15 protein-coding genes are annotated in these 16,082 nt (G+C 43.3%); 1 reads left to right on the forward strand and 14 read right to left on the reverse strand.

From position 1 onward, the window contains the following. Window positions 1–13 precede the first annotated feature (13 nt). The 11 genes from spoIIR to HNR43_RS07060 all read right to left on the reverse strand — a co-directional run bounded on the left by spoIIR (window position 14) and on the right by HNR43_RS07060 (window position 9,669). Window positions 14–646 (reverse strand): stage II sporulation protein R, encoded by a 633-nt coding sequence (gene spoIIR, locus HNR43_RS07010; protein ID WP_183242497.1) that lies wholly within the window; start codon window positions 644–646, stop codon window positions 14–16. A gap of 90 nt (window positions 647–736) precedes the next feature. Continuing rightward, window positions 737–1,588 (reverse strand): peptide chain release factor N(5)-glutamine methyltransferase, encoded by an 852-nt coding sequence (gene prmC / locus HNR43_RS07015; protein ID WP_183242499.1) that lies wholly within the window; start codon window positions 1,586–1,588, stop codon window positions 737–739. Beyond that, window positions 1,578–2,654, reverse strand: a complete 1,077-nt coding sequence (prfA, locus tag HNR43_RS07020) for a peptide chain release factor 1 (RefSeq protein ID WP_183242501.1) — start codon at window positions 2,652–2,654, stop codon at window positions 1,578–1,580. Before prfA ends, prmC begins: the two co-directional genes overlap by 11 nt. 56 nt (window positions 2,655–2,710) lie before the next feature. Continuing rightward, the gene (locus tag HNR43_RS07025; RefSeq protein WP_183242503.1) at window positions 2,711–3,331 is read right to left on the reverse strand and encodes a thymidine kinase; all 621 of its coding nucleotides are present in this window, start codon (window positions 3,329–3,331) and stop codon (window positions 2,711–2,713) included. Window positions 3,332–3,415: 84 nt separating this feature from the next. Further along, window positions 3,416–3,616 (reverse strand): 50S ribosomal protein L31, encoded by a 201-nt coding sequence (gene rpmE, locus HNR43_RS07030; protein ID WP_003397039.1) that lies wholly within the window; start codon window positions 3,614–3,616, stop codon window positions 3,416–3,418. 110 nt (window positions 3,617–3,726) lie between these two features. Next, window positions 3,727–5,013, reverse strand: a complete 1,287-nt coding sequence (rho, locus tag HNR43_RS07035; RefSeq protein ID WP_183242505.1) for a transcription termination factor Rho — start codon at window positions 5,011–5,013, stop codon at window positions 3,727–3,729. Window positions 5,014–5,181: 168 nt separating this feature from the next. Beyond that, on the reverse strand, window positions 5,182–6,144 hold the full coding sequence (glpX, locus tag HNR43_RS07040) for a class II fructose-bisphosphatase (protein ID WP_183242506.1): 963 nt from the start codon (window positions 6,142–6,144) through the stop codon (window positions 5,182–5,184). Between the two features lie 26 nt (window positions 6,145–6,170). Continuing rightward, a complete protein-coding gene (locus tag HNR43_RS07045) occupies window positions 6,171–7,457 on the reverse strand; it encodes a UDP-N-acetylglucosamine 1-carboxyvinyltransferase (RefSeq protein WP_183242508.1) in 1,287 nt (428 codons plus the stop codon). 57 nt (window positions 7,458–7,514) lie between these two features. Further along, window positions 7,515–8,162 carry a fructose-6-phosphate aldolase gene (gene fsa, locus HNR43_RS07050; protein ID WP_003397044.1) on the reverse strand — a complete coding sequence of 216 codons (648 nt, stop codon included), beginning with the start codon at window positions 8,160–8,162 and terminating at the stop codon, window positions 7,515–7,517. An 82-nt stretch (window positions 8,163–8,244) separates the two neighbouring features. Next, window positions 8,245–9,105: a class II fructose-bisphosphate aldolase gene (locus tag HNR43_RS07055; protein ID WP_009360981.1), complete on the reverse strand. Its 861-nt coding sequence runs from the start codon at window positions 9,103–9,105 to the stop codon at window positions 8,245–8,247. A gap of 204 nt (window positions 9,106–9,309) precedes the next feature. Next, window positions 9,310–9,669 (reverse strand): response regulator, encoded by a 360-nt coding sequence (locus HNR43_RS07060; RefSeq protein ID WP_032101337.1) that lies wholly within the window; start codon window positions 9,667–9,669, stop codon window positions 9,310–9,312. A gap of 174 nt (window positions 9,670–9,843) precedes the next feature. Here HNR43_RS07060 and HNR43_RS07065 point away from each other — a divergent pair, with 174 nt between their 5' ends. After that, a complete protein-coding gene (locus HNR43_RS07065) occupies window positions 9,844–10,362 on the forward strand; it encodes a DUF2529 domain-containing protein (RefSeq protein ID WP_183242510.1) in 519 nt (172 codons plus the stop codon). Between the two features lie 27 nt (window positions 10,363–10,389). Here HNR43_RS07065 and pyrG read toward each other — a convergent pair whose 3' ends face one another. The 3 genes from pyrG to icmF form a co-directional block, all read right to left on the reverse strand. Beyond that, a complete protein-coding gene (gene pyrG / locus HNR43_RS07070; RefSeq protein ID WP_183242512.1) occupies window positions 10,390–11,985 on the reverse strand; it encodes a CTP synthase in 1,596 nt (531 codons plus the stop codon). A 157-nt stretch (window positions 11,986–12,142) separates the two neighbouring features. Next, the gene (gene rpoE / locus HNR43_RS07075; protein WP_221248220.1) at window positions 12,143–12,742 is read right to left on the reverse strand and encodes a DNA-directed RNA polymerase subunit delta; all 600 of its coding nucleotides are present in this window, start codon (window positions 12,740–12,742) and stop codon (window positions 12,143–12,145) included. A 71-nt stretch (window positions 12,743–12,813) separates the two neighbouring features. After that, window positions 12,814–16,068: a fused isobutyryl-CoA mutase/GTPase IcmF gene (gene icmF, locus HNR43_RS07080; RefSeq protein ID WP_183242516.1), complete on the reverse strand. Its 3,255-nt coding sequence runs from the start codon at window positions 16,066–16,068 to the stop codon at window positions 12,814–12,816. Window positions 16,069–16,082 lie beyond the last annotated feature (14 nt).

Below are 16,082 nucleotides of genomic sequence, written 5' to 3' on the forward strand. Positions count from 1 at the left end.
TTTGTGGATATATTTATTGCATGAGCTTTTTCCATACTTCCGCAACGAAAAATTTCACTTCTATTTGCTGTTCATCCTCGACAACAAGCGGTTGTTCACTTATTTGATCGACTTGTTTCCCTTGTTCAACTTGTTTTTCTACAGAACGAACGGCTTCACCTGTGGAAAAGTCGAGAAAACAGAGGGGAGGAAACAAGACGCACCACCAGTTTGCTCCTTCCCCTTTGCCGAGCGTAATTAATACAGCATCATACTCACCTGCTGGATATACGTATGAGCCGTATATTTTCGTTGGAAATGATACACGTCCAAACGTCACTTTGTAAGACTGATCGCTCTTCTTCTCATGAAGAACGCGAGCGACCGTTTGTTCAATGTCTGGCACATGTTGGGCAATAACCTGCTTTGCTTCTTCAAATGATGTTAGGTCGCTTACCCATGTCGTAATTTGTTCATTGACCGCATCACGAACGGCGCGCTTTAACGCTTGGTCCGCTGGTGAATCGCTATTCGCTAAAATGCGCAACCGTACCGCTTCATTTGGAATGACGACATCTCCTTGCGCTTCGGTTTGTTGACCGTATATTGTAATAATCGCACCTATCATAATCATTGTTATATATAAAATAATCACGTATTTATTCATCGTTTATCTCCCCTTTCTTGTTATGCAGTGTAACCAGAAAAGGAGTTTGATAAACTATGAAAATGAAAAAAATATAAAAAGCTTCCGATGTTACTCGGAAGCGAGATCGGCAATGACGATGCGCTCTTTGTTGTTTATGTCAAAAAGGACGTCGACATACGCGGAAGGAAATGTTTGTTGTAACATCGTTTGTACCGCTTGTCCTTGTCCGTGACCGATTTCAAATGCAATTAGTGCTTTTGCTGAGACAACTTGTGGCAATTGTTCGGTGAGACGACGATAAAATAATAAGCCGTCTTCACCGCCGACAAGCGCACGAAGCGGTTCTTTTTGCACGACAGGCGATAATGCCGGAATGTCACAGGCTGGAATGTATGGCGGATTAGAAACAACGACATCGACTTGTATGCCTCGTTCGATCATCGGCTGTAATAAATCCCCCTCCAACCAATGCACGTTCGCGCCAAGATGAGCGGCATTTTTTTTCGCGACTTCAAGCGATGAAGCGGCAATATCGATGCCATACACACGCCACATTGGTCGTTCTAACGACAACGTAATCGCAATCGCTCCACTTCCTGTTCCGACATCAACGACGGAAAGCGGCTGTTTTTGTGCGCGCGCCAGCACATGTGAAACGAGCTCTTCAGTTTCTGGACGTGGAATTAATACATGCTCATTGACGATAAACGTCCGTCCGTAAAACTGTTCATATCCGATCAAATATTGAATCGGAATATGCTCTAGCGCGTGTTTTTTTACATCCGCCATAAATATTTGTTTACACGTTTCATCGATCGGCTCGCGCAAATTAGCAAATAGTTGCGCACGAGTCATTTGTAAATGATGACGCAATAACCATTCCGCAGCCGTTTCTTCCTTTCCATGCTCTCGGAAAAAAGAAGAAGCCCATTGAAGGACTTCATATATTTTACTGCTCATTGTTCGCTTGCTCCAATTTTTTGGATTGATCGTCTAAAATGAGCGCATCAATAATTTCATCTAACTTTCCTTCTAACACTTGATCAAGTTTTTGGATCGTCAATCCAATGCGATGATCTGTCACGCGATTTTGTGGGAAGTTGTACGTGCGAATACGTTCAGAACGATCGCCTGTTCCGACCGCTTGTTTGCGCGTTTGGTCATATTCGGCACGCGCTTCTTGTTGGTATTTATCGTAAATGCGCGCGCGCAATACTTTCATCGCTTTTTCTTTATTTTTAATTTGCGATTTTTCGTCTTGGCACGATACGACAATTCCTGTTGGAATGTGCGTTAAACGAACAGCTGACATCGTCGTATTGACACTTTGCCCTCCCGGACCGCTCGATGCAAACGTATCAACGCGAATATCTTTTTCGTTAATTTCAATTTCGATTTCTTCCATCTCTGGCAAACACGCAACTGTCGCTGTTGACGTATGAATGCGTCCACCCGATTCCGTCTCTGGTACGCGCTGAACGCGATGGGCACCGTTTTCAAATTTTAATTTTGAATATGCCCCTTTTCCTTGAATCATAAAGATGATTTCTTTGTAGCCGCCAAGTCCTGTTGGATGTGCCTCAATCACTTCTGTTTTCCATCCTTGCGACTCCGCGTAGCGCGTATACATGCGATATAAATCGCCTGCAAAAAGCGCGGCTTCCTCTCCACCTGCTGCCCCACGAATTTCCATAATGACGTTCTTATCGTCGTTCGGATCTTTCGGAAGCAACAATACTTTTAACTTTTCAACAAGCTGTTCTTCACGCTCTTCTAGCTCGTTAATTTCTTCTTTCACCATATCGCGCATATCTGGGTCGAGCTTTTCTTCCAGCATCGCTTTCGCATCTGCTAACTGCTCACGCACCGATTTATATTCGCGATACGTTTGTACCGTTTCCGCTAAATCGGATTGCTCTTTCGAATAATCACGTAACTTTTTCGGGTCATTTAATACTTCTGGATCCATTAATAGTTCATTTAATTTTTCATAACGGGCTTCTACTGCCTGTAAACGATCGAACATTTTTCTCACCTCGACTTTTCATTATATCATAAACGATCATACGAAAAAACTCGCCCTTATGGACGAGTCACCGTTTCTGTACTTGTGTTATTTTTCGCTGGATGATCAGGCACTTCGTGATGATGGCGACAACGTGGTTCGTACGATTCGCTGGCACCGATTAAAATGACAGGGTCGTTGTACGATGCAGGACGACCGTTAATGAGCCGCTGCGTGCGCGATGCGGGAGAGCCACAGACGGTACAAACAGCTTGTAGCTTTGTCACCGATTCAGCGATAGACATTAACGTTGGAACAGGTCCGAACGGTTCACCGCGAAAATCTTGGTCTAAACCAGCCACAATGACACGATATCCTTCATCAGCAAGCTGTTGCACAACATCAACGACATGTTCGTCAAAAAACTGCACTTCATCAATTGCCACAACGTCCGTATTTGCGGAGATGTGCTTTCGAATGTCTAGCGCACAAGAAACAGGGATGGCGATAACAGATGTTCCATTATGAGAAACAACTGCCTCTTCGCTATATCGATTATCGATCGCTGGCTTAAACACTTTCACTTCTTGTTTCGCAAATTGGGCGCGACGTACGCGGCGAATGAGCTCTTCCGATTTTCCTGAAAACATGCTACCGCAAATGACTTCGAGCCAGCCGGATTGCTTCATGACATACATCAGGGCGTCCCCTTCCTTTCAAGCTTTCACGAAAAAAACAGGCAAGTGAAAAATGTTCGCTTGCCTGTTTTCATGACATACGGATTACTTAAGGCCGTATTTTTTGTTAAATTTATCAACACGTCCTGCAGCAGAAGCGAATTTTTGACGTCCTGTGTAGAATGGATGGCACGCTGAGCAAATTTCTACGCGCACTTCGTCTTTAACAGAACCGCTCTCAAACTCGTTTCCACACGCGCATTTAACCATCACTTTTTTATAGTTTGGATGGATTCCTGCTTTCATTCCATTTCATCTCCTTCCGCCCTGAATCTTTTCGAAACAGAGTTTATATGCAATCAAAAACACACATGATAAAATTATAACAACCGTCCCGCTGTTTTGCAACTATCCATTTATAACCGTTTTAAATTTCCGGCTGTTTTCCACTCTTCATCCAACATCGCAAAAAACTCTTCGTTTGTCTTTGTCTGTTTTAATCGGTGAATAAATCGTTCAATAAAGTCTGGCGTATCCGACATCGTTTTGCGAATCGCCCATAATTTTTCTAAATGTTCTCTCGGGATTAATAACTCTTCTTTTCGTGTACCTGAGCGACGAATGTCAATCGCAGGGAAAATACGTTTTTCGGCTAATGAACGGTCAAGATGAAGCTCCATATTTCCTGTTCCTTTAAATTCTTCATAAATGACATCGTCCATGCGCGAACCTGTATCAACAAGAGCAGTCGCTAAAATCGTTAAACTACCGCCTTCTTCAATGTTGCGCGCAGCTCCAAAAAACCGTTTTGGACGGTGGAATGCGGCCGGGTCAATTCCTCCTGAAAGCGTACGTCCGCTTGGAGGAATGACGAGGTTGTATGCACGTGCTAAACGAGTAATACTGTCCATTAAAATGACAACGTCACGTTTATGTTCAACAAGACGCATCGCACGTTCAAGCACAAGCTCCGCCACTTTAATATGATTTTCTGGCACTTCATCAAACGTCGAGCTCACGACATCGGCAGATACGGAACGTTCAATGTCGGTCACTTCCTCTGGACGCTCGTCAATAAGCAAAACGATCAACTCAACATCGGGATGATTCGTTGTGATGCTGTTGGCAATTTCTTTTAACAACATCGTTTTCCCTGCTTTTGGGGGCGCGACGATTAAACCGCGCTGACCGAATCCGATCGGAGCAATCAAATCGATGAGACGAGTAGATAGTTTTTCCGGTGTCGTTTCTAGCTTCATCTGTCGGTTTGGATAAAGCGGCGTAAGCGCTGGGAAGTGTACGCGCTCTTTTGCAATTTCTGGATCCTCACCATTTACAGCTTCGACGTGCAACAACCCGAAATACCGCTCGTTTTCTTTCGGTGGACGCACTTTTCCTGATACTTTATCACCGTTGCGCAGATCGAAGCGACGAATTTGCGATGCGGAAATATAAATATCTTCTGAACTAGGGGAATAGTTAATTGGACGTAAAAAACCAAACCCTTCTGATTGAATAATTTCAAGCACGCCTTCCATGAAGAAAAGACCGTCTTGTTCCGCGCGCGCTTTTAAAATGGCAAAAATTAATTCTTTTTTTGTCAGTTTACTGTAATATGATATTTTGTATTGACGAGCTAATTCGTATAGCTCTTTAATCGTCATATTTTCTAGCGTTGCAATCGTTAAATCTCCTAACTCCATACTTACACCACTCTTTTATTTATTTTCATGAATTACTCTTTGGGTTGGAAACAGCGAAGATGAAAAGATGATTACGAGAAGAGACGTAACATGACTATTTTACCCTTTTTTTATATTGTCAATCAATAGAAAAAGAGCGAGAGCGCGAAAAGTTCGCGCATCCCGCAATTATTTGATGACTAGGTTCGGCTTTTTCTTTAAGCTGTGGCGTCCTTCGATGAAACGAACTGTGCCAGATTTCGCACGCATAACAACGGAGTGTGTTTCGCCATATGCACCTTTAAATTGTACCCCCCGCAACAACTCTCCGTCCGTTACACCCGTTGCTGCAAAAATGGCATCGTCCCCTTTGACGAGATCTTCCATACGCAACACACGGTTTACGTCAATACCCATTTTTTTACAACGTTCTAATTCCGCATCGTTTTGTGGCAATAGTTTTCCTTGTATTTCTCCACCGAGGCATTTCAGCGCAACAGCCGCTAATACCCCTTCTGGTGCCCCTCCTGAACCAAATAAAATATCTACACCCGTATGATCAAAAGCTGTATTAATCGCGGCAGCAACGTCACCGTCATTAATGAGCTTAATGCGTGCACCGGCTTCGCGCAATTCCGCAATAATGCGTTCATGACGAGGACGATTTAAAATAATCGCCACAACGTCTTCAATATCTTTGTTTTTTGCTTTTGCTACCGCTTTTAAATTATCAATAATCGGTGCGTTAATGTCGATCATGCCGACCGCTTCAGGTCCAACAGCAATTTTATCCATGTACATATCTGGCGCATGAAGCAAGTTGCCATGATCCGCTACAGCAACAACCGCTAAAGCGTTCCAACCGCCAGAAGCGACAATATTTGTTCCTTCAAGTGGGTCAACTGCGACATCAACGCGCGGACCGTAACCGTTGCCAAGCTTTTCCCCAATGTACAACATCGGTGCTTCATCCATTTCCCCTTCACCGATGACAACCGTTCCTTTCATCGGAACTGTATCAAATACATCACGCATCGCAGACGTAGCCGCCTCATCTGCTTCATCTTTTTTACCGCGCCCCATCCAGCGTGCTGCAGCTAATGCAGCAGCTTCTGTTACACGGACAAGCTCCATCGATAAACTTCTTTCCATCGTTTCTCCCTCTCCCCTTTGTTGCATTATGTGTTCTTCAGCTGTTCGATTTCTTGTTCTGTCATTTTTTCGCGCCAAATCGTTGCGCCGAGATTAGCAAGTTTGTCAACTAAGTTGCTATAGCCACGATCAATATGTTCCAATCCTGTAATTTCTGTAACCCCTTCGGCCATCAATCCAGCAACGACAAGCGCAGCTCCTGCACGCAAATCGGTTGCACGTACTTTTGCCCCTTGTAGTCGAGATGGACCTGTAATGATCGCTGAACGCCCTTCAACTTTTACGTTAGCGTTCATGCGCCGCAATTCATCAATATGCTTAAATCGCGCGCTATAAATTGTATCTGTCACAATGCTCGTCCCAGACGCTTTCGTTAATAGTGAAGTGAATGGCTGTTGTAGATCGGTCGGAAAACCAGGGTAAACGAGCGTTTTAATATCGACAGCACGAAGATGATCTTTCGTCGCAACAAAAATTTGGTCATCGCTCGTTTCTACGATGACGCCCATTTCTCGCATTTTCGCAATGACCGCTTCTAAATGTTGTGGAATGACGTTGTCGATGATCACCCCTTTTCCCATGGCTGCACCGATAATCATATACGTTCCTGCTTCAATGCGATCCGGAATAATGGAATGGCGGCAACCGTGCAACTGCTCTACTCCGTCAATACGAATGACGTCTGTTCCTGCTCCTTTAATGCGCGCACCCATATTTGTCAACAGCGTCGCAACATCAATAATTTCCGGTTCTTTTGCCGCGTTTTCAATAATGGTTCGTCCTTTCGCTAAGACGGCAGCTAACATAATGTTGATCGTTGCGCCTACGCTGACGACGTCCAAGTAAATGCGCGCACCGTGAAGTTCTTCAGCCCGTAAATAAATGGCACCTTGTTCGTTTGTCACTTTTGCACCAAGCGCCTCAAATCCTTTAATATGCTGATCAATCGGACGCGGTCCTAAATGACAACCGCCCGGCAATCCAATAACTGCTTTTTTAAATCGTCCGAGCATCGCACCCATCAAATAATAAGAAGCGCGCAACTTTTTCACTTTTCCGTTTGGCAAAGGCATGGAAACGATATGTGTCGGGTCGATGACGACTTCGTGTTCATCGAAATGAAAGGTACCGCCAATTTCTTCAATTAATTGTCCGAGCACATGAACATCTGAAATGTTCGGCAACCCTTCAATGACTACAGGTGAGTTGGCTAAAATAGCGGCTGGAATGAGGGCAACTGCGCTATTTTTCGCGCCACTAACGCGCACGGAGCCTTGAAGGAGGTCACCGCCAACGATTTTTAACTTTTCCATATGTGTCTCCCTTCTCGCAAAGCAAGTACTAGAACGCGACGGAAAACTGCTTAATCGTTATTTTTGGTTTGCTTTATTCCAGTCTGCTAAAAATTTTTCGATGCCTTGATCAGTAAGTGGATGTTTAAATAGTTGCATAAGCACGTTGTAAGGAACTGTCGCAATGTGTGCCCCTTTTAATGCTGCTTCTGTCACATGTTGTGGATGACGAATGGATGCCGCGATAATTTCTGTCTCAATGTCATGAATGGCAAAAATGTTTGCAATCGTTTCAATTAAGTCTAATCCGTTATGACCGATATCGTCTAAGCGACCTAAAAATGGCGATACATATGTTGCCCCAGCGCGTGCCGCCAACAATGCTTGATTTGCGCTGAAAATAAGTGTTACGTTTGTTTTAATGCCTTTTTCGCTAAATACTTTTACTGCCTTTAGTCCTTCTGGCGTCATCGGTACTTTAATTGTAATGTTTGGGGCAATTTTCGCTAATTCTTCCCCTTCCGCAATCATTCCTTCTGCATCTGTAGCGATAACTTCCGCACTAACCGAGCCCGAAACGAGAGAAGTAATTTCACGAAGACGATCGTGGAATGATACGTTCTCTTTTGCCACAAGGCTTGGATTTGTTGTTACTCCCGCTAAAATACCAAGCTCATGCGCATGGCGAATTTCATCAATATTTGCTGTGTCAATAAAAAATTTCATAATTTTCAACCTCCTAAACGCTTTCAAAGTGGAATGAAACAAAACCGCCCGCTTCAGCAAGGCTGAAACGGTGCGGCTTTTATTACAACGCTTTGCCGGAAGAACCGAATTCACGCATTTTGCCAATCACTGTTTCTTTAATCGCATCGCGGCCAGGGCCGAGGAACTTGCGTGGATCGTACACTTTTTCATCTTTTGCTAACACTTCACGCACCACTTTTGTAAACGCCATTTGATTTTCTGTGTTCACATTAATTTTTGATGTACCGAGCGAAATGGCACGTTGAATTTGTTCAGTCGGAATACCTGTTCCACCATGTAATACGAGTGGTACACCTGTACGATCACGAATTTCTTCCATCTCTTTGAAGCCTAATTTTGGCTCACCTTTGTATGGACCATGTACAGATCCAAGCGCTGGTGCTAAACAGTCGATGCCTGTACGCTTGACAAGCTCTTCGCACTCATCTGGATTTGCATAAATGATTCCTTCTGCAACAACATCATCTTCTTGTCCGCCGACTGTTCCGAGCTCGGCTTCAACAGATACGCCACGTGCATGAGCGTACTCTACAACTTTTGATGTAATTTCGACGTTTTCTTCAAACGGATGATGTGATGCATCGATCATAACAGATGTAAATCCGGCGTCAATTGCTGCTTTACACTTTTCAAAGCTTGAACCGTGGTCAAGGTGAATCGCAACAGGAACCGTAATGTTCATGTCTTCCATTAACCCTTTGACCATATTCACAACTGTTTTAAAGCCGCCCATATAGCGAGCTGCTCCTTCAGACACACCGAGGATCACAGGGGACTTTTCTTCTTCCGCTGCTGCTAAAATCGCTTGCGTCCATTCTAAGTTGTTAATATTGAATTGACCGACCGCATACTTGCCTGCCAATGCTTGTTTAAGCATTTCCGTCATTGAAACTAAAGGCATCGTTAAATCCTCCTTAAATGTAGCCATGATTCACTATCCGAAAGCGCCTCTCACATGTACAATGACCAAAATACGACAAATTTATACAAGACGACATCGAATAGTATGTACATTATAAGAATAACAAACTTTGTTTCCACACATCAACCTTATTCACCGAAACGAACAAAACTTTGTGAAAAAAGTTCAAAAAGATGTCAATGGTTATCCGATATATTGTTTCACTGCATCACGCATATCGTCTATATCAAAAGGTTTCGCAAAATGTGTCAGCGCACCGAGTTTCTTCGTTTCATGAATCATATCAAGCTCTCCGTAAGCCGTCATTACAATGACTTTCACATTTTCATTCATCTCTTTCATTTTCTTTAAAATTTCTACTCCGTCCATGCCAGGAATTTTCATATCTAACAACACTAAATCTGGGGAGTGCTTCGCAAACAAATCAAGCGCTTGAACACCGTTTGCCGCTTGATACGTTTCGTACCCTTCTTTTTGAAATACTTCATTTAATAAAATACGAATGCCAAACTGATCGTCCACAATCAAAATCTTCCCCGCCATATAAACACCTCTATTTTTCCCTTTTTTTCATATGTAAAGCTCCTATTTTTATTATCGTATCATTATTTCGAAATTTTTACCATTTATCCTGCTTCATGCTCTAATTTTGATCATTTTTTTATTTTTTAATATAATGAGCAACAAAGATAAAGTCGCATGAAAAGGAGATTTATCATGTTAAAAATATTATCGACACAGCTCGCTGGTGTGTTTCAGCGCATAAGTGCCCAAGAAGAACAACAGCTTGAAGATGCCGCCCGTTTACTTGCGCAGGCGGTCATTGGTAACGGTACGATTTTTATTTACGGTATCGATGAAATGGAAGCGGTTGTTGCGGAAGCGCTACATGGAGCTGAAAGGCTGCCAAACGTAAAACGGTTCAACTTAACCGAAGTAAAAACTGCTGACCGCGTGCTTATTGTTGCGCGTTTTTGCACAGATGAAAAAGCCATTGACATCGCCAAACAGCTTCAAGAACAAAACATATGGACGATCGGCATGTCATCTGTTAAAGCAGAGACGACGGCATCACTTGTTGACTATGTCGATGTACATATTGATTTATGTTTAAAACAGCCGCTCGTTCCAACAGAAAATGGTACGCGTGTTGGCTTTCCTTCTGCGATTGCCGCTTTATTCGCCTATCATAGCTTAGCGCTCATGACGCAAGAAATCGTTGCCGAATACGAGTAAGAGGATGCCCATATCGGACATCCTCTTTTATTTTTCTAACGATGCGCGAATAAATTCGCGGAAAAGTGGCTGTGGACGCGTCGGGCGGGATGTAAATTCCGGATGAAACTGCGCCGCAACGAACCAAGGATGATCTTTCAACTCAATAATTTCTACAAGACGACCATCTGGGCTTGTACCGGAAAAGACAAAACCATTTTCCTCCATCATTGTACGATACTCGTTGTTAAATTCATAACGATGGCGATGGCGTTCATAAATGACTTCGTCTTGATATGCTTCGTACGCTTTCGTTCCTTCAACGAGCTTGCACGGATACAAGCCAAGGCGAAGCGTTCCTCCTAAATCTTCAATATCTTTTTGTTCTGGCAATAAATCAATAATTGGATGTGGTGTGTTCGGATCGATTTCCGCCGAATGAGCGCCTTTTAATCCGACGACATGACGAGCAAATTCGACAGATGCTAACTGCATACCTAAACAAATACCGAGGAATGGGATACGTTGTTCACGGGCATAACGGATCGCTTCAATTTTTCCTTCAATACCACGATCGCCAAATCCACCCGGAACGAGAATGCCATTTACCCCTTGAAGCAACTGGGCAACGTTGTCTCGATCAACATGTTCAGAGTTAATCCAACGAATATCGATATCCGCATCAAATGCGTATCCAGCATGACGCAACGCTTCGACGACAGAAATGTACGCATCTTGCAGTTCAACGTACTTTCCAACGAGCGCAATCGTTGTTTTATTTGATAAGTTGCGCACTTTTTCGACGAGCGCAACCCATTCGGTCATATCCGCTTCATTACAATTTAGTTTTAAATGTTCGCAAACGATTTGATCGAGCTTTTGTTCTTGAAGCATAAGCGGTACAGCGTATAACGTATCGGCATCGCGCGCTTCAATGACCGCTTTCGGATCGATGTCACAGAACAAAGCGATTTTATCTTTCATATCTTGAGACATTGGCATTTCTGTACGCACGACGATGACGTTTGGCTGAATGCCTAAGCTGCGCAATTCTTTGACACTATGTTGCGTCGGTTTCGTTTTCATTTCACCTGCTGCTTTAATATACGGTACAAGCGTACAATGAATGTACATGACGTTGTCGCGTCCGACATCGCTTTTAATTTGACGAATCGCTTCTAAAAACGGAAGAGATTCAATGTCGCCAACCGTTCCTCCAATTTCAGTAATAACTACGTCCGCATTCGTTTCACGTCCTGCCCGAAACACGCGCTCTTTAATTTCGTTTGTAATATGAGGTATAACTTGTACCGTGCCACCTAAGTAATCACCGCGACGTTCTTTTTTCAGTACGGTCGAATATATTTTTCCTGTTGTTACGTTGCTGTATTTGTTTAAATTAATGTCAATAAAGCGCTCATAATGTCCTAAGTCTAAGTCCGTTTCCGCTCCGTCATCTGTAACGAACACTTCTCCATGTTGATACGGACTCATCGTTCCCGGGTCAACGTTAATGTACGGATCAAACTTTTGAATCGTCACTTTTAAGCCACGATTTTTTAATAATCGGCCAAGTGACGCAGCCGTAATTCCTTTTCCAAGCGATGATACGACGCCACCTGTTACAAAAATATATTTTGTCATGAAAACCTTCCCCCTCAACTCATTTAGAATAGTTACAGTGTGTGCGAATTCGGGGAAAAATAAAAACGCTCCGCTTACAAATATGTAAGGGAGCGAACGTATCTCTATGAAAAGAGCCCAAACAGAATTCTACATATATCGATGTAAAAAGTCAAGGTTATAATTCCTCATCTTCTTCTAACTCTAATTCTTCATCGACGACGTCTAGCTCTTCATCAATTGGAGCGTCGTCTAAGTCGAGTTCTTCATCTAATAAATCATCAATGACTTCTTCGTCTTCATCTAATACAAAATCATCGTCTAACAACTCTTCATCATCTAATAATTCTTCATCTAAATCGTCATATACTAATTCGTCTTCATCGATGAGTTCATCGAAATCGTCAAAGTCATCGGCTACTTTTTTCTTCTTCTTCACGCGTTCTACAGGCACTGCTTCATCTTCTGTTTGGTCATACGGATACCACGAACGCAAGCCCCAAGCCGTTTCCCCAACACAAATAAACCGGCCGTCGACGTTTAAATCTGTATAAAATTGCGCTAATCGCGCGCTTACTTCACTTTCAGATAACCCTTTCATCGCGACTAGCTGTTCGACCATCTCTTGAAATGACACCGTCTGCTTTTTCTCAGACAATAGCAAATACGCAAGTTCGACGAAAGACATCTCTCGCAATTGTTCTTGAGAGTATTGCTCCAAACTCACTTTCCGCACTCCCTTTCTCCAACGTATGAAAACAACAAAAATCCATACCATTCATTATAAACAAATTCATTTACTTTATGCTAGACGGTTGCCCAAAAAAAATGTCGGGACATGCCCCGACATTACATATTGCGGCGATATTGCCCACCGACTTCATACAACGCTTTCGTAATTTGTCCTAAGCTTGCAACTCTGACCGTTTCCATGAGCTCAGCGAAAATGTTTCCTCCGCTTACCGCGACATGTTTTAACCGCGCCAGCGCTTCTTCCACTTCGTCTTTATGTTCTTCGTGGAATTTGCGCAAGTTTTCAAGTTGTAATTGCTTTTCTTCATATGATGCACGTGCAAGCTGCAGGCTTTCAATTTCTTCCTCAACCGCTGCGTTCGGGTTTAAATATGTGTTTACTCCAATAATCGGCAGCTCTCCACTATGTTTTTTCATTTCGTAATACATCGATTCATCTTGAATTTTACCGCGTTGATATTGCATTTCCATCGCACCAAGTACACCGCCACGCTCATCAAGACGTTCAAATTCTTTTAATACTGCTTCTTCAACTAAGTCCGTTAGTTCTTCAATAATGAATGATCCTTGTAGCGGATTTTCATTTTTCGTTAATCCATGCTCTTTTGTAATGATAAGCTGAATGGCCATGGCGCGACGAACAGATTCTTCAGTCGGCGTAGTGATCGCTTCATCATAGGCGTTCGTATGAAGCGAGTTGCAGTTATCATGAAGAGCCATGAGAGCCTGTAGTGTTGTTCGAATATCATTAAAGTCAATTTCTTGAGCGTGAAGCGAACGTCCTGATGTTTGTACGTGATATTTCAACTTTTGGCTTCGCTCATTTGCTCCGTATTTTTCGCGCATCGCAACCGCCCAAATGCGTCGGGCTACCCGACCGATAACGGTATATTCTGGATCGAGACCGTTGCTGAAGAAAAACGATAAGTTTGGCGCAAAATCATCAATGTGCATGCCTCGGCTTAAATAATATTCCACGTACGTAAAACCGTTTGCTAACGTAAACGCCAATTGCGTAATCGGATTCGCCCCTGCTTCCGCAATATGATAGCCTGAGATTGAAACAGAATAATAGTTACGAACGCGATTGTCGATAAAGTATTGTTGAATGTCCCCCATCATGCGCAAAGCAAACTCAGTCGAAAAAATACACGTATTTTGCCCTTGATCTTCTTTTAAAATGTCTGCTTGGACTGTCCCTCGAACCGTTTGCAACGTCCATGCTTTGACTTGTTCGTATTCTTCTTTCGTTAACTTTCGTCCAAGCTCTGCTTCTTTCTTCTCTACTTGTTGATCAATCGCTGTATTTAGAAACATCGCTAAAATGATTGGCGCAGGGCCGTTAATTGTCATCGATACAGATGTAAGCGGATGGCATAAATCAAAACCTTTGTATAACTTTTTCATATCATCTAACGTACAAACGCTTACACCGCTTTCACCAATTTTTCCGAAAATATCTGGACGTTCATTCGGGTCTTCTCCATATAACGTAACGGAATCAAACGCTGTACTTAACCGTTTCGCTGGATCGTCTTTACATAAGTAATGGAAGCGCCGATTCGTTCGCTCTGGCGTACCTTCTCCTGCAAATTGTCGCTTCGGATCTTCTTCTTGCCGTTTAAACGGGAATACACCTGCAGTAAATGGAAATACACCTGGAACGTTTTCTTTATAAAGCCATCGTAAAATTTCTCCGTAATCTTTAAACTTCGGCAATGCGACTTTCGGAATGTCTAAACCGGCTAAACTTTTCGTTGTTAGCGGTGTAACGATTTCTTTATCACGCACTTTCGTCACAAACTCTTTAGCGGCATATTTCTTTTTGACATCTTCCCATGAAGCTAATAGCTTTCTTGACTCTGGCGTTAATTTTTCCTCATATGATCGTTTTGCATCTTGTAAAGCTTCCAATGCTTGTTCATGATGGTACTCATTCATCGTTTCGATGGCGCCTTCAAGCTGAAATACGCGGCGAGCAATGTCACATTGTTCATTGACGCGCTTATGATATTGACGGATCGTATCGGCAATTTCGCGCAAATAATGGCGACGTTCGTTCGGGATGATGACGTTTTGTTTTTCGACATGATCGACTTTTTGCAACGTCGTTGTCCAATTCGTGCCCATTCGTTCATTAATCAAGTCGATTAAGGCAACAAACAGCGTATTCGTTCCTGGATCGTTAAATTGGCTTGCGATCGTTCCGAATACAGGCATTTCGCTTACATCGCGATCAAATAATTGATGGCTTCGTTGGTATTGTTTTTGCACTTGGCGCTTTGCATCTTCTGAACCTTGTCGCTCAAATTTATTAATAACGATAAGATCGGCATAGTCGATCATATCAATTTTCTCAAGCTGTGACGGAGCACCGAACTCGCTCGTCATCACATACATCGCAATATCGCAAATATCTTTGATGGCTGCATCTCCTTGTCCGATGCCGCTCGTTTCTACAATGACTAAGTCAAAGCCCGCCGCTTTCACGACTTCAATCGCATCTTGAATCGCAAGAGACAATTCCGAACGCGAGCTACGTGTCGCTAAGCTCCGCATATACACCCGCGGAGAAGAAATGGCATTCATACGAATGCGATCCCCAAGCAACGCACCGCCCGTTTTTTGTTTTGTCGGGTCAACGGATAAAATCGCCACTTTTTTCTCCGGAATTTCGTTTAAAAAGCGGCGGACAAGTTCATCGGTGAGCGAGCTTTTTCCCGCACCGCCTGTCCCAGTAATACCGAGAACTGGTACGCGTTTCGCCATCGCTTTCACTTGTCGTAAAACGGCTTCGGCTGTAGCAGCGATTTCGCTATGAGCGTTTACGCCGTTCTCACACACTGTAATTAAGCGAGCTACGGCTTGAACGTCCCCGGTTGCTAATCGCTCTACTTCATCGGTAATTTCTTTGACAGTCGGAAAATCACATTCTTCCATCATGATGTTAATCATTCCTTGCAATCCGTAACGTCGACCGTCTTCTGGCGAGAAAATACGCGCGATACCATATTCGTGCAATTCTTTTATTTCCCTTGGAATAATGACACCACCGCCACCACCATAGATGCGAATATGTCCCGCACCACGCTGTTGTAATAAGTCGTACATATATTTAAAAAACTCCATATGACCGCCTTGATACGAAGATACCGCAATGCCCTGCACATCTTCTTGAATCGCAGCGTTCACAATTTCTTCAACCGAGCGGTTATGTCCAAGATGAATGACCTCAGCTCCGCTCGCCTGCAAAATGCGACGCATAATGTTGATTGCCGCATCATGCCCATCGAATAAACTAGACGCCGTCACAAAGCGAACGTGATGTTTTGGACGATAAATGTGCGCCATCTTTCTCCCATCCC

The organism is Anoxybacillus mongoliensis (assembly GCF_014201515.1).
Lineage (GTDB): Bacteria > Bacillota > Bacilli > Bacillales > Anoxybacillaceae > Anoxybacillus > Anoxybacillus mongoliensis.